The following is a 22,473-nucleotide window of genomic DNA, read 5'->3' on the forward strand; positions in this document are numbered from 1 at the left end:
AATGAGCGAAACACGGATTATCGCTATTGCAAACCAAAAGGGTGGGGTCGGAAAAACAACCACAGCAATTAATCTTGCAACAGCTTTAGCAGCTATTGGGGAAAATGTTCTTATTATGGATGTTGATCCACAAGGCAATGCTAGTACAGGGTTGGGAATAGATCGTAATAACCGTCCTTTGTCTTCTTATGATGTTTTGGTTTCAGGAATTTCCGTGACAAAAGCCGCTTTAAAAACAGCGGTTCCCAATCTTCATATAGTGCCTTCTACACTTGACCTTTTAGGTGTAGAAATGGAAATTTCTTCATCAAAAGATCGTATACAACGATTACGTAAGGCTCTCTATGATGATCCGCAAATGGAGAAAAAATACAGTTATATCTTAATTGATTGTCCCCCATCTCTTAATCTTTTAACTCTCAATGCTATGGGAGCTGCGGATTCTGTTTTGGTTCCTATGCAATGTGAATTTTTAGCTCTTGAGGGCTTAAGTCAATTGCTTGAAACAGTCAAACAAGTACGGTCTGTACTTAATCCATCCCTAGAAATTCAAGGTATTGTCCTCACGATGTATGATGGACGAAATAATCTTTCAAATCAAGTTGTTGAAGATGTACGTTCTTTTATGGGAGATAAAGTTTATCGTACCGTTATTCCAAGAAATGTGCGCGTATCAGAAGCACCTTCTTTTGGTAAACCAGTATTGCTTTATGATCTCAAATGTGCAGGTAGCCAAGCTTATTTACGTTTAGCATCGGAGGTGATTCAACGTGAAAAACAAGCGCATGCTGCCGCTTAAAAATGTAAAAAAATAATTTTTGTAAAGAAAACTCAAAGAGTGAAATTATGAATGATGATCAATCAAAAAAAAGACTGGGACGTGGATTAGCAGCATTGATTGGTGATATGAGTTTAAACAACAGTCTTATACGTTCACCTAATGCTGAAAAATTAACAGAGTTCAGTAAAGTTTCTGCACTTTCGGAGAGATTTGTTCCTCTTGAATCCATTTCGTGTAATCCACACAATCCGCGGCGCCATTTTACTGAATCAGAATTGGATAATTTGGCGCAATCAATTCGTCAGCATGGTGTTGTTCAACCTGTCATTGTAAGACCTTTACGTGATCACCCTCAGCGATTTGAATTAATTGCTGGTGAACGGCGGTGGCGTGCTGCACAGCGTGCTCATTTAAGTCAATTGCCGGTGATTGTTCGTGATGTGGATGATAAAACAGCTTTAGAATTGGCAATTATTGAAAATGTTCAGCGTGCTGATCTTAATCCCATTGAAGAAGCAATGGGATATGAACTTTTGTTGAATGAACATGGTTATACACAAGCAGATTTAGCACAAGTCATTGGAAAAAGCAGAAGTCATGTGGCAAATACACTTCGTTTGTTAAAGTTACCAGAAAAAGTGCAACAATTTTTAACCGATGGGCAACTTTCTGCCGGTCATGCGCGTTGTCTTATAACCGTTGATAATCCACAAGATTTAGCCGAAAAAATTATTCGTGAAGGTCTTTCAGTGCGCCAAACAGAAATACTTGCCTATGAGCAAGCTAATCCTAAGGTCAAAAAACGAACCTCTGTAGAAAAAGATGCAGAAACAAAATCTTTAGAAAAGTTACTTGCAGATGTCATCGGAATGAAGGTCATTATTCGACATGGTAAAAAAGGTGGTGATTTAAAAATACACTACTCTTCATTAGAACAATTAGATGATATTTGTCGCCGTTTGCAAAGTTAAAAAATTATTTGAAATAAAAAGAGCTCTTTTAACAACTGCTTTTTAGAATTTTGATGATTCTGTACATATGTTTTTTTGCAAATTCAATGTTGCTTGAAGGTAAAATATTTTGTTCATGAAGAGAAATTTCTTCATCTGTAAGCACATTTAATGTTGCTTGAAGTGCTAAGAGACCAACAACAAATTCTTTGGCTGTGAGATTATTTTCTTTTAAAAGACTCATAAGTTTTGTTTTATGAGAGATATAAGCGATATATCCTTCAATACTATCGTCATGCGTAATAATATCATTTTTTGCATCGGATATTTCTGACTCTGAAGATAAATTTTTACATTCTTTTCCAATTTTTTCTAGTTTTAAAAGAAAATCTTCTGTTAAAGGATAATTTGCAACGAGAGGTGATGTAAAGGAAGCTTTATTTGTTGTTTCTTTGGTTTCTTGAGCGTATGATGCAAAGGGAAAAAGGAAAAGAAGGCATAATACAAATTTAAACATGATTAAAAATTGTCCTTTCTTTTTCTGACTTCAGCAAAGACTTCTTCATCAGCTTCTTTTTCCATGGCAAGATTTTTTCTGATTACAGGGTCATCCCAACGAAGAAAGGGGTTTGTCGCTTTTTCTTGTTCTAAAGTGACAGGGAGAGTCATGGCATTTTTTTTGCGCAACAAAAAAACTTCTTCTGCTCTTTGATGAAGTTTTTGATTATCTGGATCAAGGGTCAATGCAAAAAGAGCATTGGTTTTGGTGTATTCGTGTCCACAATAAAGAAGTGTTTCATCGGGAAGTTGACGAATTTTCTTTAAAGAATCTAGCATTTGTGCTGGTGTTCCTTCGAAAAGACGTCCACAACCAAGTGAAAAAAGTGTATCTCCAGCAAAGAGTAATTTTTCTTCAGGAAGATAGTAGGACAAAGCTCCTAGTGTATGACCAGGTGTTGAAAGCGCTAAAATTGTCTGAGTGCCAAAGAAAAAACTTTCATCAGGATAAAGAGTTTTATCAAGATAAGAAATTTTTTCTTTTTCTGCTTCTGGTCCGATAATAATAGCTTTATAGACTTGTTTTAACTCTGCTAGTGCCTCCACATGGTCGTGATGGTGATGTGTTACAAAAACAGTCTGAAGTGTCCAATTACGGCGTTTTAAGGCATTATGGATAGCTTTACTTTCAGGAGCGTCAATAGCGGCTGTACAACCGCTTTTTTCATCATGAATGAGTACTCCAAAATTATCTTCTCGACAAATGAACTGTTCAATCAACATCTCTTCTCTCCATGAACAGTGTAGGTGATAAATAAAAAAAATAATTTATAATGATGGATATATTTTGTTTAAAAATCAGATTTGTCCTTTTCTGGAAAAAGTCCCTGTGAATGTTTTAGTATAAGAGGCATTTGAGTTAGCATGAAAATAACTGTTAGGGGCATAACACCAAAGACTTTAAAACTGGTCCAAAAATTATCACTGAAATTACGCCAAATTATTTCATTTAAAAGAGCAAGAAAAATGAAAAAAAACGCCCAACGATAGGTAAGTTTTTGCCATCCTAAATCATCAAGTTTTAAAGTAGAATCGAGAGCATAACGCAACAATGGTTTTTTAAAAAACATACCACCAAAAAGAATAACCGCAAATAAGCTATTAATGATTGTTGGCTTCATTTTAATAAAAGTATCATTATGAAGCCAAAGAGTTAAAAATCCAAAGACGAGAACAAATATTCCTGAGATGAGAGGCATTATGGGAATTTTTCGTGCAAGAATCCATGATAAGCCTAATGCAATAATGATTGCTACCATAAAAATAGCTGTGGCAGGAAAAATAGGTTTATGAAAATTTTTAAAAAGCCCAATATTGTTTATCAACCATTCACCTTTATAATTGGCAAGGAAAAAAACAATCAATGGTCCCATTTCTAAAAGAAATTTCAGTGTTGGTGAAAAGGACGCTTTTTGATTGTCATTGGTATTTTCCGCGTTGGGACTATTATGCGAATTGGTTTTTAATGAAGTTTTTTTCATGCGTATCTTCCTGCGATTGTTTCGGCAAAATCAGAAGCAGAAAAAGGTTGAAGATCCTCGACATTCTCTCCTATACCGATAAAATAAACGGGTAATTTATATTTTGCTGCAATGGCAACAAGAATTCCTCCCCGTGCACTACCATCAAGCTTTGTCATGACTAAACCGTTAACACCGGCAATATCGCGGAAAATATCCACTTGATTGAGCGCATTTTGTCCGGTGGTGGCATCTAGCGTTTGGAGAACTGTATGGGGGGCTTGGGGAGTGTGTTTCTTCAAAACACGGATAATTTTTGCTAATTCATCCATCAATTCAGTTTTATTTTGTAGACGTCCAGCGGTATCGATAATCAAGACATCACTGTTTGCTTTTTTGGCTTTTTCATAAGAATCAAATGCTAAACTTGCAGCATCTGCTCCTAGTTTTGTTGAAATAACAGGAGAACCTGTGCGTTCACCCCAAATATGCAACTGTTCAATAGCAGCAGCGCGAAATGTATCACCAGCAGCGAGCATCACTTTTAGTCCTCCTGCGGTAAGTTTTGCTGCAATTTTCCCAATAGTAGTTGTTTTTCCAGTACCATTTACACCAACCAGTAAAATAACATGAGGCTTATGATTAAGATCAAGTTCTAGTGGAATTGCAACAGGTTCCAAGACTTTTTTGATTTCATCTGTCATAATGGTGTAGATGTCATCTGGAGATAAATTCTTCTCATAACGACTGGAAGAAAGATTATCCGTAATACGTGTAGCAGTTTCAACACCAAGATCTGATTGAATCAGAATATCTTCCAGCTCTTGTAATGTATCTTCATCAAGCTTTCCTTTAACAAAAAGATCACTAATTGATCCGCTTAATCTTTGTGAAGAAAGAGCTAATCCCTTTTTTAGGCGTCCAAACCATGGTGTTTTTTTCTGTTCAATAGAGGATACAGAGGAAAATTCTTCAATTTTCTTCTCATGGACAGTATCTGTGACAATTACTTTTCCAGAAAGGGGAATTTTTCTAGTATCGTCTTCAACAGATGGAGTTTTCTCATCATATTTTGCAGATGGTGTCTTTTGATTTTCTATTTGTTCTGTTTTTTCTTTCTCTATAGAGAATTGTTCGTTTTTGGTGTTTTCAGTTTCTTTTGCTTTATCATCTTCATAAGAAGGTGAAACTTGTTCTTTTTCTCGTTCTTCAGATTTTTTAAAAGAAAATATTTTTTTGATAAAAGATTTTGTCATAAGGGTTTCCTGCTCAAGCTGCATTTAATTTTGGAAGGACAGCAATCAATTTATTGCCATCATGGTCAATAATAAGGGCTTGAACAATTGTTCCAGCTTTTGCACCTTTAATTTGTGTCAGAGTATAATCTTCTGTTCGTCCAATTTCATCTTTTTCAACGAGAATTGTTTGCTGGCTATTTTGTAAGCTAGCAAGATGCCTTTGGTAAGCTTCCTCACCTACTTCGCGTAATCGTTGTGCACGCATCTTAATTATTTTACGATTGATTTGTGGCATTCGCGCGGCAGGTGTTCCTTCTCTTGGACTAAAAGGAAAAACATGGAGGTGTGTTAAATGACAATCATTGACCAAGGAGAGGCTATTTTGGAACATCTCTTCTGTTTCGGTGGGAAAACCTGCAATTAAATCTGCGCCATAAACTATAGTGGGACGTTTGGAGCGCAATTCTTGGCAAAATTGAATTGCATGTTCGCGCAAATGTCGCCGTTTCATTCTTTTTAAAATCATATTATCGCCTGCTTGCAAAGATAAATGTAAATGTGGCATGATTTTTGTTTCATAGGCTAAAAGATTGATAAGTTCTTCGTCTGCTTCAATGGAGTCAATTGACGAAAGACGTAATCGAGGCAAGTCAGGAACATGATGTAAAATAGCAGAAGTTAATTTCCCTAAAGAGGCTTTTCCAGGCAGATCATGACCATAGCTTGTCAGATCGACACCTGTTAAAACGACTTCTTGAATACCGTTATCTATGAGCCGTTTAATTTGTTCAATGACAGCACCCATGGGAACTGAACGCGATGGTCCGCGCCCATAAGGGATAATGCAAAAGGTACAGCGATGATCGCATCCATTTTGCACTTGTACAAAGGCACGTGTGCGTTCTTCCATCCCGCTCACCATATGTGGAGCAATTTTTTGCACTTCCATGATGTCATTGATGCGCAACTTTTCGGAATGGTTGATGCCAAAATCAGGAAGTTGACGATAAGAATGGGCATGGAGTTTGTCCTCATTCCCTAAAACAAGATCCACTTCTGTCATTGAGGCAAAATTTTGCGCTTCTGTTTGTGCTGCACATCCCGTGACAATAATACGTGCATGAGGATTTTCTCGTCTCGCTTTGCGGATAGCTTGTTTTGCTTGTCGCACAGCTTCTGCAGTAACAGCACAGGTGTTAAAGATGATCGCACCGTCTTTGAGTTGATCTAGCCCTGAAGAAGTGCTTTCTTTGCGTATAATTTCTGATTCGTAGCTGTTTAGTCGACAACCAAATGTTACAATTTCTATAGCCATCAAAAGTGATCCTTTTTATAGCTCCCTGTTAAAGGGTTTAAAAAACCACTAAATTCATATTCAATTGGGCCGGTCATGATAATATGATCATCTTCTCTGTAAAGAATATTAAGTATTCCTCCTGGTAAATTCACATCGATATGGCGGTTTGTAAGTCCACGTCGATAAGCAGCCACCGCACTCGCACAAGCAGCGCTTCCACATGCTTGCGTTAATCCAGCTCCTCGCTCCCATGTGCGTAAATTTAGGCTTTTCTTTGACGTGACATGAACAATGGAGATATTACATCGTTCTGGAAAAAGAGGATCATGTTCAAGTTTTGGTCCATATTTTTCTAATGGAAGATGTTGAATATCGCTCTCAATAAAAAAAATAGCGTGGAGATTGCCGATGGATACAAGGCTTGCATCTTTTAAGGGACCAGCAGTAATATCGACGTGATTGGTATCGACTATTTCACGTGAAACAGGCATCTCTTCTGCATTGAAATTTGGGCTCCCCATGTCAACAGAAATGAGATTATCGGTTTGGCGTTTACCTTCAATAATTCCAGCAGATGTTTCCAATCGAAAGCTCTCACCAAAATTATGATCTGTAAGCCATGCAATGACACAACGCGTACCATTACCACAGGCTTTAGCCATTGAGCCATCAGAATTCCATATTTCAAGGCGAAAATCAGCCTCTTTTTTTGTGGCGGGGTGAAGTGCCATAATTTGATCAAAATGCGTTTGAGAATCTGCTGATAAGGCAAGAATTGCTTGTGATGTCAGAGCATGTGTGCTGTCACGCATATCAGCAACAATGATTTGATTTCCAAGACCGTTCATTTTGCTGAAGGGTGTTTTCATGAAATTTCTCTATTTTTATTGATTACCCACAAAAGATATATGACTGAATATCTTATAAATTTCTAGTACTTAATAGATAGAAAACAGGTGGAGGAATTATTTATCATTTAAAATAGGCAATTTTCATCCTGTTTTTTTTTAATTTGTTAATGTATCTTTGTAAAATGCCATATAACAAATGTTCACTCATTTCTTTGAGGGAGCTTCTTTATTGTCGTGGGAAAGAGTATAGATATGTCATTTTCAAGGGTTTCATTTTTCGTTGCACTATCAACAGTTATATTTTTAGGGGGATGTTTAACATCGCGCTTTGACAGTAATGATAGTAACAACACATTAGAAGTTTTTTATCCACTTCAACAAATAGAAACAGAAGTGATACCTGATGTATCCTCTTCTTCATTGGCTGTTGAAGCAGCAGATGCTTCGATGTATGAGAAAGGAGATTCTCAGAGTGATGGACGAATGGCTAGCCTTGAATTGCCAAGTAGTGCTGTTGATTTATTTCCTGCAAGTATTGCTGGGGTGTGGAATCTTTCTATGGGGGGAAAAGTTTGTCGAATTGCAACGCCACAAACAAAATTTGGACAAGGATACCGTGCTGGGCCCTTACACTGTCCAGGAATCCTTTCTCAAGTAAAGTCGTGGGCTGTTAAAGGGAAAAAATTATATTTCTATAATAATTCAGGGCGCGTTATTGTTGCCCTTTATTCTTCCAATGTTGATCGTTTTGAAGGACGTACACTTGATGATCGTCCCGTTATTTTAAGCCGTTAGAGCGCTTTTGACCATTTATAAAAATAAGAAATAGATGTACGGGTTTGTGAAGAAAACATCTATTTTTTATTGAAAGTGGTTTGAAAAAGGTTGTTTTATGACTTCGATTTCAATGCGTTATAAAGAGCTTATCTTAAAAGGAGAAATCAGTTTTGATCCTGCTCAATTGGCTTTGACAAAATCTTTTGATCATTTATTACAAAAAATTACAGAACAAAATATTTCCCACCCTCTAGCATTTTGGCGTTTTTTCAAGAGAAAAAAACAACCATTGTCTTATGTTTCAAGACAAGATGAAGGGGATACTTCCTTTCAGGGGCTGTATATTTATGGTGAAGTAGGACGAGGCAAAACCATGCTGATGGATTTGTTCTTTTCTTGCTTGCCGCTGGAGCATAAAAAGCGCGCCCATTTTAATGATTTCATGGCTGATATACATGAGCGTATTAATTTTTACCGTAAAGCATCAACACACAAAAAAGTTGGACAAGATAATCCTATTTTAGCTGTTGCCCAAGATCTTGCACGGGAAGCCAAAGTGCTTTGTTTTGATGAATTTAGTGTCACGGATATTGCTGATGCAATGGTGCTTGGTCGCCTTGTTGCTGCTTTGTTTGAGAAAGGGGTTTTCTTTGTTGCGACTTCAAATGTTGCTCCTGATAATCTTTATTATAACGGTTTAAATCGAGAGCTTTTTTTGCCTTTTATTCAAGCTTTGAAAACACATGTTCGCGTTTTTAATCTTGATGCAAGGACAGACTATCGGCTTGAAAAATCAAATCTACAACATGTGTATATAACGCCATTAGGGGAGCAGACAGATGAATACATGAATCAGGCTTGGGTACTAGCACTGCAGGGACACAAAGAAACATCTGATGAACTTTCTATAAAAGGGCGTCTTATTCCTATTCCACGTGTCGGTGCAGGTTGTGCACGCTTTGATTATCAAGATTTATGTGCAAAGCCTTTGGCCGCAGCTGAATATTTAGCATTAGGGGAACGTTATCATACGGTTTTTGTCGATAATGTACCGGTGATGGATGATACATATCGCAATGAAACAAAACGATTTATTTTACTTATTGATGTTCTTTATGAGCGCCACATAAGATTATTTATGTCAGCGGCGACGAAACTTGAGGATTTATATCAGGGGCATGCGCAGACGTCCGAAACATTTGAATTTCAGAGAACACAATCGCGTCTTTTTGAGATGCAAAGCGAAGAGTATTTAAAAGTTTGGGCAGAACGTTTTTTTATTTAAAGGGAAAAGTTGATTGTCGTTTTATCTTTGCGTAAACTTTAAGAATAATAACTCTTTGAATTTAAAAGAAGTGTAATAATTCTGTTGTATTTTTTAAAAATTCACTTTATCGATAAATCTATAGTAGTTTTCTAATAGCATGTTTGCGTGGAGGATTATGGCTTCTATGAAGTAAAGAAGTTGAGTGAATTTCATCTTTTTTTTCTTTTGAAGATATTGTTAAAATATGGCTAAAAGCAAAGAAAATATTTAATACCGGCGCTGGTAAGTATAGATTGAGTTTTCTAAAGTTAGGAAAAATAAAATGGCACGGAAAAAAATAGCTCTGATTGGTTCGGGTATGATCGGTGGCACTTTAGCACATATGATTGGGCTTAAAGAGCTTGGTGATGTTGTCTTGTTTGATATTGCAGAAGGTATGCCTCAGGGGAAGGCTCTTGATATTGTCGAATCTTCACCCGTTGACGGTTTTGATGTCAGTTTAAAAGGTGCAAATGCTTATGAAGCAATTGAGGGGGCTGATGTTGTTATTGTAACAGCAGGTGTTGCACGCAAACCAGGTATGAGCCGTGATGATCTTCTAGGCATTAATTTAAAAGTCATGGAACAGGTTGGTGTTGGAATTAAAAGATACGCGTCTTCAGCGTTTGTTATTTGTATTACTAACCCCCTTGATGCAATGGTATGGGCATTGCAAAAATTTTCAGGTCTTCCTGTGCATAAAGTGGTTGGTATGGCTGGTGTTCTTGATTCGGCACGTTTTCGTTATTTCTTATCTGAGGAATTTAAGGTCTCTGTTAAAGATGTGACAGCGTTTGTTTTAGGAGGGCATGGTGATTCAATGGTGCCTTTGGTGCGTTATTCAACGGTTGGTGGTATTTCTTTGCCTGATCTTGTGAAGATGGGTTGGACCACACAAGAAAGAATTGATCAAATTATCCAACGCACCCGTGATGGTGGTGCAGAAATTATTGGTTTGTTAAAAACAGGTTCTGCTTTTTATGCACCAGCAGCTTCTGCTGTTTCTATGGCTGAGGCCTATTTGAAGGACACTAAGCGTGTTGTTCCTGTTGCAGCTTATCTTTCAGGACAATATGGAGTAAACGATACCTATGTGGGTGTTCCCGTGGTGCTTGGGGCGGGCGGTGTTGAGCGGGTCATTGAAATTGATCTTGATAAAGAAGAAAAAAGTGCTTTTGAATATTCAGTGAATGCGGTTAAGAAGCTTTGTGAAGCTTGTATCGCTCTTGTACCTAGTCTTGCATAAATTGAGCAAGATTCTGTTCATTAAAATAGAGTATTTGAAATATTAGGACTTAAAAATTAATTCAAGTAATTCATAAAAGAAAAGGACAAATGCATGAATATCCATGAGTATCAGGCCAAACGTCTGCTTCATGAATATGGAGCACCAATTGCAAATGGTGTTGCTGTTTATTCTGTAGAGCAAGCTGAAAAATGGGCAAAGAAATTGCCTGGACCTCTTTATGTGGTTAAAAGTCAGATACATGCTGGTGGTCGTGGTAAAGGTAAGTTTAAAGAACTTGGTTCTGATGCAAAGGGTGGTGTTCGGCTTGCAAAATCCGTTGAAGAAGTTGTTGCAAATGTTCAAGAAATGCTTGGTAAAACTTTGGTAACCAAACAAACTGGTCCAGAGGGTAAACAAGTCAATCGTCTTTATATTGAAGATGGTGCCGATATCGAACGGGAGCTTTATCTTTCTCTTTTGGTTGATCGCAGTGTTGGTCGAGTAGCGTTCGTGGTTTCAACAGAAGGTGGAATGGATATTGAAACGGTCGCTGAAGAAACACCAGAAAAAATATTAACTCTACCCATTGATGCTACACAGGGCGTTACCTCTGATGATTGTGCAAGGCTTTGTGATGCATTAGAATTGCAAGGGTGTGCAAGAGAAGATGGAGAAAAGCTTTTTCCAATTCTCTATAAGGTGTTTTGTGAAAAAGATATGAGCCTTCTTGAAATCAATCCGCTTATTGTGATGAAAGATGGTCATTTGCGGGTTCTGGATGCAAAAGTTTCTTTTGATAATAATGCTCTGTTTCGTCATCCAGATATTTTGGAATTGCGTGATACTTCAGAAGAAGATCCCAAAGAGATCGAAGCATCAAAGCATGATCTTGCTTATGTCGCTCTCGAGGGCACAATTGGTTGTATGGTCAATGGTGCCGGTCTTGCTATGGCGACAATGGATATCATTAAGCTTTATGGAGCTGAACCAGCAAATTTCCTCGATGTTGGTGGTGGAGCTTCAAAAGAGAAGGTAACTGCTGCTTTTAAAATTATTACGGCTGATCCCAATGTTAAAGGTATTTTGGTCAATATTTTTGGTGGTATTATGCGTTGCGATGTCATTGCTGAGGGTGTGGTTGCTGCTGTTCGCGAAGTTGGTTTAAAGGTTCCTTTGGTTGTTCGTCTTGAAGGTACGAATGTTGAGCAAGGTAAAGCAATTATCAGTGACAGTGGTTTGAATGTTATTCCCGCTGACGATTTAGATGATGCTGCTCAAAAAATTGTTGCAGCCGTGAAGGGAGCTTAAGCGATGTCGATTCTTGTGAATAAAGATACAAAAGTTCTGGTTCAAGGGCTTACAGGAAAAACAGGAACATTTCATACAGAACAAGCACTTGCTTATTACGGCACGCAAATGGTTGGTGGTGTCAATCCTAAAAAGGGTGGTGAGACATGGGAAGGCTCAAAAGGTGAAACCCTTCCTATTTTTGCGAGTGTTGCAGAAGGAAAAGAAAAAACAGGCGCTGATGCTTCCGTTATTTATGTTCCTCCTGCAGGGGCAGCGGCAGCTATTATAGAGGCTATTGATGCTGAGATCCGTTTGATTATCTGTATTACAGAAGGCATTCCTGTTATGGATATGGTGAAAGTAAAGGCAAGGTTGGAAAAATCAAAATCACGTCTCATTGGTCCTAATTGCCCTGGTATTCTTACACCAAATGAATGTAAAATCGGTATTATGCCTGGTTCTATTTTTAGAAAAGGCTCTGTTGGAGTTGTTTCACGGTCAGGAACTCTAACCTATGAAGCAGTCTTTCAAACAAGTCATGAAGGTCTTGGGCAGACAACAGCGATTGGTATTGGGGGGGATCCTGTTAAGGGTACCGAATTTATTGATGTGTTGGAAATGTTTTTAGCAGATGATGAAACGCAGTCTATTGTTATGATTGGTGAAATTGGCGGTTCTGCTGAAGAAGAAGCAGCACAGTTTCTCCAAGATGAGGCAAGAAAGGGTCGCAAAAAACCGGTGGTTGGTTTTATTGCTGGTCGTACAGCTCCTCCAGGGCGTACAATGGGGCATGCTGGTGCTGTTATTTCGGGTGGAAAAGGTGGAGCAGAAGATAAAATTGCTGCTATGGAAACAGCTGGAATTCGGGTTTCTCCTTCACCATCACAGATAGGCAAAACCTTGATGTCGGTTTTGAAGGGCTAAAAGAAAACTTTATCAGAATAAGGATATATTCTTATTCTGATAAAATATTAGATGTAAAAAGGTGAAAGCTTTTTTGAACTTTCTGATTTTCGTTTGTTTTGCAAGCGTTTAAAGGTCGAAAAAAGATATAAGGAGACGGAATAAATGTTCCGGATAGGTATATGGCAAGGCAGGACGAGATAAATAGTCTTTTTGCACAAACGTCGTTTCTGTATGGTGGAAATGCGGATTACATAGATCAACTTTATGCAGAATATGAAAAGGATCCCAACAGTGTAGATTCACAGTGGCGTACTTTTTTTGAAAATCTGCATGATAAAAAAGAAGATGTTCTCAAAAATGCTGAAGGGGCAACATGGCAACGTAATCATTGGCCATTAAAGGCAAATGGTGAGCTCGTCTCTGCTCTCGATGGCGATTGGTCTGTTCTTGAAAAACATGTTGGTGATAAATTAAAAGAAAAAGCAGCAACGGGTGTTACCCCAAAAGGAGCAAGTTTTAGCGAACAAGATATTATTCAAGCAACGCGTGATTCTGTTCAGGCACTTAGAATGATTCGTGCTTTTCGAACACGGGGGCATCTTCGTGCACAGCTAGATCCTCTTCAATTGGCGGAAAAACTTGATGATTACAAGGAACTTTCTCCAGAAGCGTATGGTTTTACTCCTGCTGATTATGAGCGTCCAATTTTTATTGATAATGTTTTAGGCTTGGAATACGCAACTATCCCACAAATGCTAGAGATTCTCAATCGTACCTATTGTTCAACAATTGGTATGGAATATATGCATATTTCTGATCCTGCTCAAAAAGCATGGCTTCAAGAGCGTATTGAAGGACCAGATAAACGCATTTCCTTCACATCGGAAGGTAAAAAAGCTATCCTTAACAAACTGATTGAGGCAGAAGGGTTTGAACAGTTTTTAGATACAAAATATAAAGGAACAAAGCGTTTTGGACTTGATGGAGGTGAAGCACTCATTCCTGCTCTTGAACAAATTATTAAATGTGGTGGTGCTTTGGGAGTGCAGGAAATTATTTTAGGAATGGCTCATCGTGGTCGTTTAAACGTTCTTTCACAAGTGCTCGCAAAACCACATCGGGCTATTTTTCATGAATTCAAAGGGGGGTCTTATAAGCCGGATGATGTAGAGGGGTCGGGTGATGTTAAATATCATTTGGGGACTTCTGCTGATCTTGAATTTGATGGTAAAAAAGTTCATTTATCGCTTTTGGCAAATCCCTCTCATCTTGAGATTGTTGATCCGGTTGTTATTGGAAAAGCGCGTGCTAAACAAGATCAACTTGTGGGGCGTATGCAGACTGATTCACTCCCATTGAATGAACGTTCAAAGGTTTTACCATTGCTTATTCATGGTGATGCTGCTTTTGCAGGGCAGGGGGTTATTCAGGAAACTTTTGGACTTTCAGGTCTTAAAGGTTACAGCGTTGCCGGCTCTGTCCATGTGATTATTAATAATCAGATTGGTTTTACAACTGATCCACGCTTTTCGCGTTCTTCACCGTATCCATCAGATGTAGCAAAGATGATTGATGCGCCAATTTTCCATGTGAATGGTGATGATCCTGAGGCGGTTGTTTTTGTTGCAAAAGTAGCGACAGAATTTCGTCAAATTTTCCATAAACCGGTAGTGATTGATATGTTCTGTTATCGTCGTTATGGGCATAATGAAGGTGATGAACCTTCCTTTACGCAGCCCCTTATGTATAAGGCTATCCGTAATCACAAAACGACTCTGCAACTTTATGGAGATCAGTTAGTAGCAGAAGGGGTGGTTGCTCTAGAAGAGATTGAACAGCAAAAAAAACTATGGCGTGATAAACTTGAAGTTGAGTTTGAAGTAAGTACTTCTTATAAGCCGAATAAAGCAGATTGGCTTGATGGGAGTTGGACGGGTCTCAAAGCTTCTACGAGTGCCGATGAACAACAGTGTGGAACAACTGGTGTTGAATTAAAAACTTTACAGGAAATAGGTAAAAAACTTGTCGAGATTCCAGCAGATTTTCATGTTCATAAAACCATTCAACGCTTTTTGAGTAATCGTGCTAAAATTTTTGAAACCGGTGAGGGTGTTGATTGGGCAACGGCTGAAGCTCTCGCTTTTGGCTCATTGTGCTTAGAAGGAGCACCCGTTCGCCTTTCCGGTGAGGATGTTGAACGTGGAACTTTTTCACAACGGCATTCAGTTCTTTACGATCAAGAAAACGAAGCACGTTATATTCCTTTAAATAATTTGCAAAAGGGACAGGCATTTTATGAGGTTGTTAATTCGATGCTTTCTGAAGAAGCTGTGCTTGGTTTCGAATATGGATATTCTCTTGCTGAGCCACGAGGATTAACGCTTTGGGAAGCACAATTTGGTGATTTTTCTAATGGTGCACAGGTTATTTTTGATCAATTTATTTCGTCTGCGGAACGTAAGTGGCTTCGTATGTCTGGTCTTGTATGTTTGTTGCCTCATGGTTTTGAAGGGCAAGGGCCAGAGCATTCTTCAGCACGTTTAGAGCGTTTTCTGCAACTTTGTGCGGAAGATAATATGCAGGTTGCAAATTGCACGACACCTGCAAATTATTTTCATATTTTACGTCGACAGATTAAACGTGATTTCCGTAAACCATTGATTTTAATGACACCAAAATCGCTTTTACGCCATAAAAGAGCAGTTTCCTTTCTCAGTGAAATGGGACCAGAAATGGGTTTTCACCGTTTGTTGCTTGATGATGCTGAGGTTCTCAAAGATTCTGTGATTAAATTGCAAAAGAATAATAAAATTCGCCGTGTCGTTCTTTGTACTGGAAAGGTTTATTATGATCTTTATGAAGAACGTGAAAAAAGGGGGATTGATGATGTTTATTTGCTTCGTGTTGAACAGCTTTATCCTTTTCCTGCGAAAGCCTTGGTGGATGTGTTATCGCGCTTTTTGCAGGCAGAAATTGTTTGGTGCCAAGAGGAACCAAAAAATATGGGGGCTTGGTCATTTATTGAGCCTTATTTAGAATGGGTTTTGACGCATATCAATGCGCAATATTCACGTGCGCGTTATGCAGGGCGTCCTGCAAGTGCATCACCGGCCTCTGGGTTAATGGTGAAACATCTTGAACAGCTTGCTGCGTTTCTTGAAGACGCGTTGGGCTCTTAAATTTATGACTACTCTGATATATGGAAAAATATTATGACTACTGAAATCCGTGTTCCTACTTTGGGCGAATCGGTTACCGAGGCAACTGTTGGTAAATGGTTTAAAAAGCTTGGTGACGCTGTTGCTATAGATGAGCCTTTGGTTGAATTAGAAACTGATAAGGTAACAGTTGAGGTTCCCTCACCTGTTGCAGGAAAATTATCTGAAATCATTGCAAAGGAAGGCGATACAGTTGGAGTTAATGCGCTCTTAGGGAGAGTTGAAGCTGGAGCAGCTGGTGTTACCAAAACATCGCCGTCTTCTGAGACATCTGGATCTGCCACTCCCGCTCAATCGGAGCAGTCTCTTTCACATGATACAATGCCTCCAGCACCTTCAGCAGCAAAATTGATGGCAGAAAATAATATTGCAAAAAGTGATATTTCAGGTTCTGGAAAACGTGGACAAGTTCTCAAAGAAGATGTGCTTGGTGTGATGACACAGGGAACAAAAGCATCTACTCCTATGACTTCTACAGTTAGCTCTTCTTCTGTCTCCAGCTCTTCAGCTGCTCCTGTACAGGAAATCCATGAAGAGCGGGTTCGTATGACAAAATTACGTCAAACAATTGCTCGTCGTCTTAAAGATGCACAGAATACTGCAGCAATGTTAACCACATTTAATGAGGTGGATATGTCTGCGGTGATGGATTTGCGTAAGCGTTATAAGGATATTTTTGAAAAAAAGCATGGTGTTAAGCTTGGTTTTATGGGCTTTTTTACTAAAGCTGTTTGTCATGCATTAAAAGAACTTCCTGCTGTTAATGCAGAAATTGATGGAACAGATATTATTTACAAAAACTATGTCAATGCCGGAATTGCGGTTGGAACGGATAAAGGGCTTGTAGTTCCGGTGATACGTAATGCAGATCAGATGTCGTTGGCAGAGATTGAAAAAGAAATTGGTCGTTTGGGGCGTCTTGCTCGTGATGGAAAATTAGCGGTTTCTGATATGCAAGGTGGAACTTTTACCATTACTAACGGGGGGGTTTATGGATCATTAATGTCTACGCCGATTTTAAATGCACCACAATCTGGTATTTTGGGAATGCATGCGATTAAAGAGCGAGCAATGGTTGTGGAGGGACAAATCGTGATTCGCCCCATGATGTATCTAGCACTTTCTTATGATCATCGTATTGTAGATGGCCAAGAAGCTGTAACTTTCCTTGTGCGTGTTAAGGAAAGTTTAGAAGATCCGGAACGCCTTGTTCTTGATTTGTAAAAGTACAATTTTCGGGACGAAAGGAAGAACGGATGTCTTATGATGTGGTTGTGATTGGAGCGGGGCCGGGTGGTTATGTCGCAGCGATAAAAGCGGCGCAATTAGGGCTTAAAACAGCAATTATTGAAAAACGGGTAACATTAGGGGGGACATGTCTTAATGTTGGCTGTATTCCTTCTAAAGCATTGTTACATGCCTCAGAAGTGTTTGCTGAAACACAACATGGTTTTGAAACACTTGGTATTTCTATTGCAAAATCAAAGCTTAATCTTGAGCAGATGATGGCGCATAAAAAAGCTGTTGTGACAGCTAATACGAGTGGTGTCTCTTTTTTGATGAAAAAAAATAAAGTTGACACTTTTTTTGGTACAGCCAAAATTTTAAGTGTAGGTCATGTGGAAGTCGTTGCTCGGGATGGTAGTACACAAAAGATTGAAACAAAGAATATTGTGATTGCTACGGGTTCAGAGAGTTCAGGCATTCCGGGTGTGAATGTTGACGTTGATGAAAAGGTTGTCGTTTCTTCTACGGGAGCTCTTACTCTTGAAAAAGTACCGACACGTATGATTGTTGTGGGGGCTGGGGTTATTGGTTCAGAGCTTGGTTCAGTTTGGAGTCGTTTAGGTGCTAAGGTAACCATTATTGAATATCTTAATAAAGTTTTAGGATCAATGGATGGTGAAATTTCAAGGCAGTTCCAAAAAATAATGGAAAAACAGGGAATTGAGTATAAGACTAATGCAAAAGTAACAGCTATTACGCGATCTGCTTCAACGGCTCAGGTGAGTTTTGAAGCCGCTAAAGGTGGTGCTTCTGAAACTTTAGAGGCTGATGTTGTGCTCATTGCGACGGGACGTTCTCCATACACGGAAGGTCTTGGTTTGAGAGAGGCGGGTGTTCAGATAGATGAGCGTGGCTTTGTTGTTATCGATGCACAGTGGCAGACAAATATTCCAGGAATTTATGCGATTGGTGATGTTGTTAAAGGACCAATGTTGGCGCATAAGGCAGAGGAAGAGGGTATGGCTGTAGCGGAAATTTTAGCGGGTCAAAAGGGGCATGTTAATTTTGATGTCATTCCTAGTGTTGTCTATACACAACCGGAAATTGCTAGTGTAGGGAAGACAGAAGAAGAACTTAAAGCTGCTGGTATTGAATATAATGTTGGTAAGTTTCCTTTCATGGCTAATGGTCGTGCACGTGCCATGCAAAGGAGTGATGGGTTTGTTAAAATCCTTGCTGATAAAAAAACAGATCGGGTGTTAGGGGGGCATATTCTTGGATTTGGTGCTGGTGAAATGATCCATGAAATTGCGGTTTTAATGGAATTTGGGGGAGCTTCAGAAGATTTGGGGCGTTGTTGCCATGCGCATCCTACTTTATCAGAAGCTGTACGAGAGGCAGCTTTAGCGACATTTGCTAAACCACTTCATATCTAGATGCGCTTTGAGCGTTCTATGATATGTTTCTTGAAAAAGCCTAAAAGATACTTTATCGGTGGTTTTATTGTTGTGTGTTTTGGAAAAAACCGCCCCTTATAAGGGCGGTTTTTCTGTATTTTTTGTTGGTGTATAAAGATTTATTTTTTCTTTGCCCTAAAAGACAATCTCTCAAACCGAATCAATTTGTAATAAGATTGATTTGTCTTAAGCAAATTTCCTTCTGTTGAGCATTGATGTAATGCATTGCTAGAGGTTTGAGGGATAAATTTTCTCTTCAATATTTCATTCAAAGATACATTTCTCCATTTGGTTGATGCAAAAAAATAGATGCCTTTTATATTTATAACAGTGTCTTATATAAAGAGACATCTCTTAAGGCACCCAAGCCCATTTCACGGCGGCGCCCGTGAATGGTATAGCGATAAAGCCATTGAGCACCGTCATCTTTACGCTTGTGAAGAAGTAAAGCCAGCACCATCATTATATTTGCCAGCTCCCAATGTTGCGACAGCCCTTGGCACTTAAGACGATTCATAAGAGCCATTTTTAGTCCTTTCTTATACAGTTTTTACTCACACGCCAGCCCCGCTTTTGACGTGCAAGCAAATGATTTTGATTGATGCAACATAAACAGATTTGAAATGAGAGAATCTTACGTTATTCGAGGGTCTCATTCAATATGAACAACGCTAAATTATCATTATAAATCAATATCTTGTATCACCGTTAAAAGACAATCTTTTATAGTGCTACAGATTTAAAACTGTATTTTTTTCTCTTCTTGTTGCTCTCTTATCCAGGTGGAAAGCCCCATGCGATCGAGATATTTGAGAAAAGGTTGTGGTGGTAGTTCTTCTACGTTGACCATTGTTTTAACATCCCATTCACCAGTAGCAATAAGAAGTGCTGCTACTGCTGCTGGTACACCAGCGGTATAGGAAATGCCTTGTGCACCGGTTTCGTTAAAAGCTTGTTTGTGATCGGCTATATTATAGATAAACATTTCTCTTGGTTTGCCATCTTTTTCACCTTTAATAAGATCTCCAATACAGGTTTTTCCTGTGTAGTCTGGTGCTAAAGAAGCTGGATCGGGTAAAACAGCTTTTACAACTTTTAAGGGGACAACTTCTTGACCTTCTGCCGTTTTAATAGGCTGTTCAGATAAAAGTCCAAGATTTTTCAAAACAGTAAAAACAGTAATGTAATGTTCACTAAATCCCATCCAGAAACGGACATTTTCTACATCGAGATTTTTGGATAATGAATGAATTTCATCATGTCCCGTCATATAGGCTTTTTGTTTGCCAACAATTGGGAGATCCCATTCATTACTGACTTCAAACATTTTATGGGAAACCCATTTTTTATTTTGCCAAGACCATACTTGTCCTGTAAATTCTCGAAAGTTAATTTCTGGATCAAAATTGGTGGCAAACCAACGTCCATGGGTGCCGGCATTAATATCAATAATATCAATATCGGTGATCTTATCAAAATAATTCTCACGTGCTAATGCTGCATAAGCATTCACAACGCCTGGATCAAAACCAGCACCTAGAATAGCAGTAATCCCAGCTTTTTCACATTCTTGACGCCGAGGCCATTCATAATTGCCATACCAAGGTGGTGTTTCGCAAATTTTCAGGGGGGCTTCGTGAATGGCAGTATCAATGTAAGCGCATTTGGTTTGGATACAAGCAGAAAGAACAGACATGTTAAGAAAGGCTGAACCCACATTGATGACAATTTTACATTTGGTCTTTTGGATCAGTTTTACAGTTTCTTCTATATTCATTGCATCGAGTTGGTGACTTTGAAGAACGCCTTGCTCTTTCATAGTGTTTTTTTCTTTAATAGAGGCAATGATGGCTTCACACTTTTTGAGGGTTCGTGAAGCAATATGAATTTCACCAAGAATATCGTTGTTTTGAGCACATTTGTGCGCAACAACCTGTGCAACACCTCCAGCACCAATAATGAGAATATTTTTCTTCATTGTAGGTTTATCTCCTTTTTAATACTGCTTGTTGTAGAATGTTTTTAATGGCTCTTTTTTATGAAAGACTTGTTTGATAATCATGATAATTAAATTGACGTTGAAGTGTTAGTGTACCATCAAATTCTTTGATAACAATGGCAGGCATTGCAACGCCATTAAACCAGTTTTTCTTGACCATTGTATAACCGGCTGTATCCTGAAAAGACAGTCTGTCACCTATTTTAAGAGGTTCTGGAAACTGAAATGTTCCAAAAATATCACCAGCAAGACAAGATTTTCCGCATATCATAATTTCGTACGGTCCTTGATTTGGTTCTAATTTGGCGTTCTCACGATAAATGAGAAGATCAAGCATATGCGCTTCAATGGAGCTATCAACGATAGCAAGTTTTTTTTCATTATACAATGTATCAAGAACACTTACTTCTAGTGTGGTGCTTTTTGTTATAGCAGCTTCTCCTGGTTCTAGAAAAATGGTAACATCATAGTTTTTTGAAAAATCTTTTAAACGTTTTGCGAAAGTTTCTAAAGGATAATTTTCAGCCGTAAAGTGAATTCCACCGCCAAGGCTAATCCAGTCAACTGCAACAAAAAGTTCTGCAAATTTTTCTTCCATATGACTGAGCATTTGATTGAAAAGATTGAAATCAGCATTTTCGCAATTGTTGTGAATCATGAGGCCATTTATGAGTGGTAGAACTTCTTTTATAGCATTTTGATTGATTTCTCCTAAACGACTAAAAGGGCGGGAGGGGTTGGCAAGATCAAAATTGGATGCACTGATTCCTGGATTTAACCTTAAACCTCGTTGAAGAGTTTTTGTTGCATCAGAAAAACGTTGAAGTTGTTGGATGGAATTAAAAATAATTTTGTCTGCATAGCTACAGACTTCATTAATTTCATGATCTGCCCAAGCAACCGAATAAGCATGAGTTTCTTTACCAAATTTTTCTCTTCCCAAACGCAGTTCATATAGGGATGATGACGTAGTTCCATCCATAAATTCAGACATGACATCAAAAACACTCCATGTGGCAAAACATTTCAAAGCAAGCAAAATTTTTGCTCCAGATATGCTGCGTAAGCGATCGATAACTTCCATATTTTTGATGAGCTTAGATTTATCTATAAGATAATAGGGGGTTTTTATCATTGCTTATCCATTCTCTTTTGAAGGATCTTATTCTTGAGATCAACGTTTAGTACAAAGAACAACAGAATGTCTCTAGAAAAAACAGTTTTAAAAAAAGAATCTGTTTCTGTCTAGCGGTAGAAAGGCTTTCTGTAACTGCGTTTTGTTTTTGTAGTTTGAGATTCGCATTATGTGTATGAAAAAAAAATTGTATTATGCTTTCGCTCTTGTACTTATGGGCAGTTTTTTCCTTATAACAACCAATATTGTTAATTTGGTGCAAGATAAGAGCGATGTTGAAGCCAAACTGGTGTCTTCAGACTTTGTTAACGAGAGTTCGGTACCTTTGATTTTGACAGGGCGTAGAGAACTGAATGGTTTTAAGGGATATCATAATTATCGGCGTGGTTATGTTAAGTATAGAGATAATTGGTGGTATCCTGAAGCAGCTTTCGCTGCGTTACCACATTCAGAAACGAAACATGTGCCATTAAAAACTGTCTTAGAGGACAAAAGGGTATTTTTAATTTCTTCTTTGGAGAAAAAACAACCATGGATGCCTAAAAAACACGTGGAATCTTGTCGGGCGCGTTATCGTTCTTATAATAAAAACGATAATAGTTATCAGCCTTTCCATGGTCCTCGTAAGCAGTGTCTTTCGCGTTTTTTTAAGTGAAAATTATTAAATAGAGAAAAATTTCTTTCAAGCCTTGTCGTGCTCATTCTCGTTCTTAAAATAAAGAGGGAGTGTGTATGCAGTGTCTGCTTTTTTTATGTAACAGTTGTTTTTTAAAAATTTTAACCACTTTTAAGTTT

At 38.4% G+C, this 22,473-nt stretch carries 19 protein-coding genes and 1 pseudogene; 11 read left to right on the plus strand and 9 right to left on the minus strand.

The genetic code is table 11. The features are described 5' to 3' along the window. Position 1 precedes the first annotated feature (1 nt). Both PVV69_RS01660 and PVV69_RS01665 read left to right on the plus strand, forming a co-directional pair. Positions 2 to 799, plus strand: a complete 798-nt coding sequence (locus PVV69_RS01660) for a ParA family protein (protein WP_273719669.1) — start codon at positions 2 to 4, stop codon at positions 797 to 799. Positions 800 to 846: 47 nt separating this feature from the next. After that, positions 847 to 1,752, plus strand: a complete 906-nt coding sequence (locus tag PVV69_RS01665; protein WP_273719670.1) for a ParB/RepB/Spo0J family partition protein — start codon at positions 847 to 849, stop codon at positions 1,750 to 1,752. Between the two features lie 28 nt (positions 1,753 to 1,780). Here PVV69_RS01665 and PVV69_RS01670 read toward each other — a convergent pair whose 3' ends face one another. The 6 genes from PVV69_RS01670 to dapF form a co-directional block, all read right to left on the minus strand. After that, on the minus strand, positions 1,781 to 2,248 hold the full coding sequence (locus PVV69_RS01670) for a hypothetical protein (RefSeq protein WP_273756211.1): 468 nt from the start codon (positions 2,246 to 2,248) through the stop codon (positions 1,781 to 1,783). A gap of 2 nt (positions 2,249 to 2,250) precedes the next feature. Beyond that, positions 2,251 to 3,012: a hydroxyacylglutathione hydrolase gene (gene gloB, locus PVV69_RS01675; RefSeq protein WP_273756212.1), complete on the minus strand. Its 762-nt coding sequence runs from the start codon at positions 3,010 to 3,012 to the stop codon at positions 2,251 to 2,253. A 68-nt stretch (positions 3,013 to 3,080) separates the two neighbouring features. Next, positions 3,081 to 3,770: a septation protein A gene (locus tag PVV69_RS01680; RefSeq protein ID WP_273756213.1), complete on the minus strand. Its 690-nt coding sequence runs from the start codon at positions 3,768 to 3,770 to the stop codon at positions 3,081 to 3,083. After that, positions 3,767 to 5,005: a signal recognition particle-docking protein FtsY gene (gene ftsY / locus PVV69_RS01685; RefSeq protein WP_273756214.1), complete on the minus strand. Its 1,239-nt coding sequence runs from the start codon at positions 5,003 to 5,005 to the stop codon at positions 3,767 to 3,769. The genes PVV69_RS01680 and ftsY overlap by 4 nt, the downstream gene beginning before the upstream one ends. A gap of 13 nt (positions 5,006 to 5,018) precedes the next feature. Beyond that, entirely contained in the window at positions 5,019 to 6,302 is a 1,284-nt protein-coding gene (mtaB, locus tag PVV69_RS01690; RefSeq protein ID WP_273756215.1) for a tRNA (N(6)-L-threonylcarbamoyladenosine(37)-C(2))-methylthiotransferase MtaB, read from the minus strand. After that, positions 6,302 to 7,153 (minus strand): diaminopimelate epimerase, encoded by an 852-nt coding sequence (dapF, locus tag PVV69_RS01695; protein WP_273756216.1) that lies wholly within the window; start codon positions 7,151 to 7,153, stop codon positions 6,302 to 6,304. The genes mtaB and dapF overlap by 1 nt, the downstream gene beginning before the upstream one ends. A 234-nt stretch (positions 7,154 to 7,387) precedes the next feature. Here dapF and PVV69_RS01700 point away from each other — a divergent pair, with 234 nt between their 5' ends. The 8 genes from PVV69_RS01700 to lpdA all read left to right on the plus strand — a co-directional run bounded on the left by PVV69_RS01700 (position 7,388) and on the right by lpdA (position 18,523). Further along, positions 7,388 to 7,930 (plus strand): AprI/Inh family metalloprotease inhibitor, encoded by a 543-nt coding sequence (locus tag PVV69_RS01700; protein WP_273719677.1) that lies wholly within the window; start codon positions 7,388 to 7,390, stop codon positions 7,928 to 7,930. Between the two features lie 97 nt (positions 7,931 to 8,027). Continuing rightward, a complete protein-coding gene (zapE, locus tag PVV69_RS01705) occupies positions 8,028 to 9,197 on the plus strand; it encodes a cell division protein ZapE (RefSeq protein ID WP_273756217.1) in 1,170 nt (389 codons plus the stop codon). 304 nt (positions 9,198 to 9,501) lie between these two features. After that, positions 9,502 to 10,464, plus strand: a complete 963-nt coding sequence (gene mdh / locus PVV69_RS01710) for a malate dehydrogenase (RefSeq protein ID WP_273756218.1) — start codon at positions 9,502 to 9,504, stop codon at positions 10,462 to 10,464. A 93-nt stretch (positions 10,465 to 10,557) separates the two neighbouring features. Further along, positions 10,558 to 11,754, plus strand: coding sequence for an ADP-forming succinate--CoA ligase subunit beta (gene sucC, locus PVV69_RS01715; RefSeq protein ID WP_273756219.1), 1,197 nt, complete (start codon positions 10,558 to 10,560; stop codon positions 11,752 to 11,754). 3 nt (positions 11,755 to 11,757) lie between these two features. After that, positions 11,758 to 12,660: a succinate--CoA ligase subunit alpha gene (gene sucD, locus PVV69_RS01720; protein ID WP_273756220.1), complete on the plus strand. Its 903-nt coding sequence runs from the start codon at positions 11,758 to 11,760 to the stop codon at positions 12,658 to 12,660. 161 nt (positions 12,661 to 12,821) lie between these two features. Further along, positions 12,822 to 15,821: a 2-oxoglutarate dehydrogenase E1 component gene (locus tag PVV69_RS01725; protein WP_273756221.1), complete on the plus strand. Its 3,000-nt coding sequence runs from the start codon at positions 12,822 to 12,824 to the stop codon at positions 15,819 to 15,821. Between the two features lie 33 nt (positions 15,822 to 15,854). Next, a complete protein-coding gene (odhB, locus tag PVV69_RS01730; protein ID WP_273756222.1) occupies positions 15,855 to 17,084 on the plus strand; it encodes a 2-oxoglutarate dehydrogenase complex dihydrolipoyllysine-residue succinyltransferase in 1,230 nt (409 codons plus the stop codon). A 32-nt stretch (positions 17,085 to 17,116) separates the two neighbouring features. Next, complete coding sequence (gene lpdA, locus PVV69_RS01735) at positions 17,117 to 18,523, plus strand: dihydrolipoyl dehydrogenase (RefSeq protein ID WP_273756223.1); 1,407 nt, start codon at positions 17,117 to 17,119, stop codon at positions 18,521 to 18,523. Between the two features lie 361 nt (positions 18,524 to 18,884). Here the strand turns inward: lpdA and PVV69_RS01740 are convergent. From PVV69_RS01740 to PVV69_RS01750, 3 genes and pseudogenes are all read right to left on the minus strand, one after another. After that, a pseudogene (locus tag PVV69_RS01740) lies at positions 18,885 to 19,070 on the minus strand (integrase); the annotation flags it as partial. A gap of 213 nt (positions 19,071 to 19,283) precedes the next feature. Next, on the minus strand, positions 19,284 to 20,522 hold the full coding sequence (locus PVV69_RS01745; RefSeq protein WP_273756224.1) for a saccharopine dehydrogenase family protein: 1,239 nt from the start codon (positions 20,520 to 20,522) through the stop codon (positions 19,284 to 19,286). A 58-nt stretch (positions 20,523 to 20,580) separates the two neighbouring features. Then, on the minus strand, positions 20,581 to 21,678 hold the full coding sequence (locus PVV69_RS01750; protein WP_273756225.1) for a carboxynorspermidine decarboxylase: 1,098 nt from the start codon (positions 21,676 to 21,678) through the stop codon (positions 20,581 to 20,583). A gap of 169 nt (positions 21,679 to 21,847) precedes the next feature. Here PVV69_RS01750 and PVV69_RS01755 point away from each other — a divergent pair, with 169 nt between their 5' ends. After that, on the plus strand, positions 21,848 to 22,333 hold the full coding sequence (locus PVV69_RS01755) for a BA14K family protein (protein ID WP_273719687.1): 486 nt from the start codon (positions 21,848 to 21,850) through the stop codon (positions 22,331 to 22,333). The last annotated feature ends 140 nt before the right edge of the window (positions 22,334 to 22,473 follow it).

Source organism: Bartonella sp. MM73XJBT (assembly GCF_028618465.1).
Taxonomy (GTDB): Bacteria; Pseudomonadota; Alphaproteobacteria; order Rhizobiales; family Rhizobiaceae; genus Bartonella.

Excerpts from the sequence above, each read along its gene's own strand:
- PVV69_RS01660 (WP_273719669.1), top strand. The coding sequence starts at position 2 with ATGAGCGAAACACGGATTATCGCTATTGCAAACCAAAAGGGTGGGGTC.
- PVV69_RS01665 (WP_273719670.1), top strand. The coding sequence starts at position 847 with ATGAATGATGATCAATCAAAAAAAAGACTGGGACGTGGATTAGCAGCA.
- PVV69_RS01670 (WP_273756211.1), bottom strand. The coding sequence starts at position 2,248 with ATGTTTAAATTTGTATTATGCCTTCTTTTCCTTTTTCCCTTTGCATCA.
- gloB (WP_273756212.1), bottom strand. The coding sequence starts at position 3,012 with ATGTTGATTGAACAGTTCATTTGTCGAGAAGATAATTTTGGAGTACTC.
- PVV69_RS01680 (WP_273756213.1), bottom strand. The coding sequence starts at position 3,770 with ATGAAAAAAACTTCATTAAAAACCAATTCGCATAATAGTCCCAACGCG.
- ftsY (WP_273756214.1), bottom strand. The coding sequence starts at position 5,005 with ATGACAAAATCTTTTATCAAAAAAATATTTTCTTTTAAAAAATCTGAA.
- mtaB (WP_273756215.1), bottom strand. The coding sequence starts at position 6,302 with ATGGCTATAGAAATTGTAACATTTGGTTGTCGACTAAACAGCTACGAA.
- dapF (WP_273756216.1), bottom strand. The coding sequence starts at position 7,153 with ATGAAAACACCCTTCAGCAAAATGAACGGTCTTGGAAATCAAATCATT.
- PVV69_RS01700 (WP_273719677.1), top strand. The coding sequence starts at position 7,388 with ATGTCATTTTCAAGGGTTTCATTTTTCGTTGCACTATCAACAGTTATA.
- zapE (WP_273756217.1), top strand. The coding sequence starts at position 8,028 with ATGACTTCGATTTCAATGCGTTATAAAGAGCTTATCTTAAAAGGAGAA.
- mdh (WP_273756218.1), top strand. The coding sequence starts at position 9,502 with ATGGCACGGAAAAAAATAGCTCTGATTGGTTCGGGTATGATCGGTGGC.
- sucC (WP_273756219.1), top strand. The coding sequence starts at position 10,558 with ATGAATATCCATGAGTATCAGGCCAAACGTCTGCTTCATGAATATGGA.
- sucD (WP_273756220.1), top strand. The coding sequence starts at position 11,758 with ATGTCGATTCTTGTGAATAAAGATACAAAAGTTCTGGTTCAAGGGCTT.
- PVV69_RS01725 (WP_273756221.1), top strand. The coding sequence starts at position 12,822 with ATGGCAAGGCAGGACGAGATAAATAGTCTTTTTGCACAAACGTCGTTT.
- odhB (WP_273756222.1), top strand. The coding sequence starts at position 15,855 with ATGACTACTGAAATCCGTGTTCCTACTTTGGGCGAATCGGTTACCGAG.
- lpdA (WP_273756223.1), top strand. The coding sequence starts at position 17,117 with ATGTCTTATGATGTGGTTGTGATTGGAGCGGGGCCGGGTGGTTATGTC.
- PVV69_RS01745 (WP_273756224.1), bottom strand. The coding sequence starts at position 20,522 with ATGAAGAAAAATATTCTCATTATTGGTGCTGGAGGTGTTGCACAGGTT.
- PVV69_RS01750 (WP_273756225.1), bottom strand. The coding sequence starts at position 21,678 with ATGATAAAAACCCCCTATTATCTTATAGATAAATCTAAGCTCATCAAA.
- PVV69_RS01755 (WP_273719687.1), top strand. The coding sequence starts at position 21,848 with ATGTGTATGAAAAAAAAATTGTATTATGCTTTCGCTCTTGTACTTATG.